At 50.5% G+C, this 3,810-nt stretch carries 4 protein-coding genes; 2 read left to right on the forward strand and 2 right to left on the reverse strand.

Going from position 1 to position 3,810, the window contains the following annotated elements:
• The coding region (locus FMM72_RS16800) for a hypothetical protein (RefSeq protein WP_243157867.1) at positions 1–908 on the forward strand (908 nt) is incomplete at its 5' end.
• Positions 905–1,387, forward strand: coding sequence for an NPXTG-anchored protein (locus tag FMM72_RS17550; protein WP_162222098.1), 483 nt, complete (start codon positions 905–907; stop codon positions 1,385–1,387). The genes FMM72_RS16800 and FMM72_RS17550, both read left to right, overlap by 4 nt.
• 112 nt (positions 1,388–1,499) lie before the next feature.
• On the opposite strand, the gene FMM72_RS16810 is transcribed toward FMM72_RS17550, so the two are convergent.
• Together FMM72_RS16810 and FMM72_RS16815 are read right to left on the reverse strand one after the other, a co-directional pair.
• Positions 1,500–2,876: an MATE family efflux transporter gene (locus tag FMM72_RS16810; protein ID WP_162222099.1), complete on the reverse strand. Its 1,377-nt coding sequence runs from the start codon at positions 2,874–2,876 to the stop codon at positions 1,500–1,502.
• Positions 2,877–3,134: 258 nt separating this feature from the next.
• Positions 3,135–3,275: a hypothetical protein gene (locus FMM72_RS16815; protein ID WP_162222097.1), complete on the reverse strand. Its 141-nt coding sequence runs from the start codon at positions 3,273–3,275 to the stop codon at positions 3,135–3,137.
• Between the last annotated feature and the right edge of the window lie 535 nt (positions 3,276–3,810).

The raw sequence follows: 3,810 nt of genomic DNA on the forward strand, positions 1-3,810 counted from the left end.
CCTCGAGCGGTTCCTCGAGCGGTTCTTCTTCCGAAGACGAGTCCATCTCCCTCGAGAACGCGACCGATGTGAAGATCGGTGCTGACGAAGACGGCGTTGTGCTCGGCGACGATATCCTCGAGCCCGGCAAGGAGTACAAGTTCCCGGTCAGCCTGACGGTTGACGGCAAAGACACCAAGATCACAGAGGACCTGATGAACGGCTACAAGTTCAACTATTCCAAGATCTCCTCCAAGGGCATGAGCCGTTTTGAGATCGAGGAGTACAAGGGCCAGTACTACCTGTACGTTGAGGCGCGCGACACTGTCGTGACCAAGCCGGTTGACGTGAAATACAACGTCAAGCTGGTGCGCAAATCGAACAACCTGTCCGTGTTCACGCAGGAAGTCAAGTTCCAGTACGGTTACGAAGAAGCGAACGGCGATTACATCAGCGGCCTGGACAAGGGCGACGTCATCGAGATCAACAATGACCGTCCGGTCATCACTGACACGCAGTTCGACAAAATCGCGAAGATCAATGATTACAAAAACGTCACCCTGGCTGGCAGCGGCTGGGAGTTCACGGTCAACGTGACTGACGAGAGCACCAAAAACATGGTTCACAACAATGCGGGCATCAAAGAGATTCTTGCCAAGTATCCGGATCAGGACTTCAAGTTCTTCTCCTTCCCTGGTAAGCCGTCCTTCGCTGCGACCGGCCGTATGGCGCTCGATGTTGACGATATCGTTGACGATTTCGAGAAGATGTACACCTACCGCTATGCGAACGGCACCATCTACCGCATCAATGCGACCTTTGACGGTGAGGAAAATACGCTGAACTTCCGCACGAACAGGCTCGACAACTTCTTCGTTACGAACAAGTCACCCTGGCTGGCAGCGGCTGGGAGTTCACGGTCAACGTGACTGACGAGAGCACCAAAAACATGGTTCACAACAATGCGGGCATCAAAGAGATTCTTGCCAAGTATCCGGATCAGGACTTCAAGTTCTTCTCCTTCCCTGGTAAGCCGTCCTTCGCTGCGACCGGCCGTATGGCGCTCGATGTTGACGATATCGTTGACGATTTCGAGAAGATGTACACCTACCGTTATGCGAACGGCACCATCTACCGCATCAATGCGACCTTTGACGGTGAGGAAAATACGCTGAACTTCCGCACGAACAGGCTCGACAACTTCTTCGTTACGAACAAGTTCATCGAGGATGGCACGGTTGTTTCCAAGGATGACGTGACGGATTCCGACGATACGACGACCGCTCCTGAGGAGAACAAGGGCAACCCGTCCACGGGTGCCAGCGACATGATCAACGCTGCTGTTGCGGCTGCGTTCGCTGGTCTGGCCGGTGTCGGCGCTCTGGCTGCGAAGAAGCGCTCCAAATAAGAATCTGCATCCGCGCAGGGATACCCCCGCGAATGATCAGGATGGGACCGCCGGCCCGATTGGGCCGGCGGTCCTTCGCGCATTTTAATGGCCGGATAAAAATGGGAATCGTTTAATCGGAAATTTTCTTTGAATTTTGTGGGGCATTATATTTGCTGCGCCAGTCGCCGCGCAGAAAGTAGCATGTACCAACGATCGCCGGTACAATCGGCGCAATCGCTTCACCAAGGCAAATTCCGATATAACCCAGCCTGCATATCGTGGCGAACAGCCAACTGAGCAGCAAACGCATAGCAATAGAATGCAGAAGCGCGTTGAGCATGGAAAAAAATGCATCTCCAACGCCGGTTGCGAAGGAATCAAATACATACATAACAGCATAGGCCAAAAAATTAATTGAGCAGCAGATACGCAGATAAAGCACCCCTGCCTGTAAAACCGCTGGGTCAGCATGTGCCGGAATGAAGAGGGAAATCATCGATCCGGCAAACAATTGAATCGCAATTGTCATGAAGACGCCTGCCGCAGCAGCGCAGAACAGCCCTGATTTGGCGGTTTGTCCGGCACGCTGCGGCATCCGTGCGCCGATACATTGACCGGCCATTGTGGTGATCGCCTGACCGATCGCCCAGCACGGCATGGCGGCAAAGGTGTTGATTTTTAAACCGATTCCGGCTGCTGCTGAAATGTCAACGCCATAGCCGTTGAGCATTCCTGTAACAAGCAGATAGGACAGATTTAGAACGGCCATCTGCAGAGCTGATGGAATACCAATTTTTAAAATGGATTTTAAATGTCCGTATTTTACTAAAAACGGATTTTTAACAAAATGAAACACAGCATAACGCTGCCGAAGAAACAGGAGCGCGATAGAAAAGGATACGCCCTGTGAAAGGACTGTCGCTATAGCTGCGCCGCGTGTACCCATCTGTAATCCGCCTACAAATAGAAAATCGAGCGTAATATTGACAACTGTGGCGATTGCTACAAACAAAAGCGGTCCATTGGAGTCGCCTAGACCCCGCAGGATCGAACAAGCTGCATTGTATCCAAATACAAATATGGTTCCCAAACAGATCACCTGCATATACGCAAGGGCGTGCGGCATAGCTGCTTTGGGTACATCCATCAGAGCCAGGATCGGCCGGTATGCCAGCAACCCTGCAATTGTTATCAGGACGGCTGATAATGCTGAAAGTACGAACAGCGCATGAACGGTGTCTGCTTGGGAAACAGCATCGTCCGCGCCCTTGTACTGTGCGACAAGTACCGCGCCGCCCATGGTAACACCGGTACAGATTGAATTGATGATAAAAACAAGCATGGATGCGCTGCTGATAGCCGCGAGTCCTGTGCTGCTGGTAAACTGTCCGACAATGGCCATATCAGCGATGCTATAAAATGACTGTAAAAAATTAGCGAGTAACAGCGGAGCCGCAAAACGCAGAAGGCATCGCGGCACACTGCCGGATAAGAGGGTATGATTCATAGCTTACACCAACCTTGATATGCACCCATAGAGAAGGGTGCAGGATTAGGGGCTGTTTGAAAAATCAAAATGACCGTCTTTTTCTGCTATTTTCAAACAAGCCCTAAGAAATAGAAACGCCGTGAATTTTTCGCAAGGCATCCAATGGGATTGGAAAAGGAGGGGCTGTGAATACAGCCCCTCCTTTTCCGCATGCCGGTATGCGGGAAAACAAAAGAGGCCGCAGACGAAACATCGTCCGCGGCCCTTGATCTTCTTTTACGGCATCGACAAACAGACGCCGCTGTCGGGCGCCGCCGTCTGTAATACGCCGATGAATAAAATCCGCTCCGTACAATGCTTCATCGAATCCATATGTCCGGAGCAGCGTTTAATGCAAAATTTTCCAAATAGTGCCATTTCGCACATCCTTTCAGAATAGCATCATTATACAGCGGTGCGTGCGGCTTGTCAACAGAACCCCATCCCCCTGAAAGGACGCTGCATACTGAGCGCGTATACATGCAGATTTCACAGGACTGAAAACAGAGCTTGCCGGCGGCAAAATACAGCGCCGCAGGAAAAATCCAGGGCAAATTCGCAGCGGTTGTATCGACTTGGAAGCAGAGTTTTCTATGCGCATCCAGACATAACGGCCATATCATGGGTTTTTGATTTTTTAAATATAAGTTTTGATAATATGTTGATTATTTTTATTTAATTTTGATAATAATTATGACAATTTGGTAACAAAAACCTCTTGAAAAAAGCTTGTTTTGCAGATATACTAAGACTCGTTCCAAGCGGCTCGGATGCGCCGGGCCGGAGGGCAAAACGATTTTTCAGGAGGAACCCCAATTATGAAAAAAATGCTTGCAGTTATGCTTGCCGCCGCCACCACCATGTCTGTTGGCGTGACAGCTTTTGCGAATGACGAAATCGGCAACGGTACCGC

The organism is Anaerotruncus colihominis (assembly GCF_010206195.1).
GTDB classification, from domain to species: Bacteria; Bacillota; Clostridia; order Oscillospirales; family Ruminococcaceae; genus Anaerotruncus; species Anaerotruncus colihominis_A.

Coding starts and splice junctions, on each gene's coding strand:
- FMM72_RS16815 (WP_162222097.1), bottom strand. CDS start 3,275: ATGGCACTATTTGGAAAATTTTGCATTAAACGCTGCTCCGGACATATG.
- FMM72_RS16810 (WP_162222099.1), bottom strand. CDS start 2,876: ATGAATCATACCCTCTTATCCGGCAGTGTGCCGCGATGCCTTCTGCGT.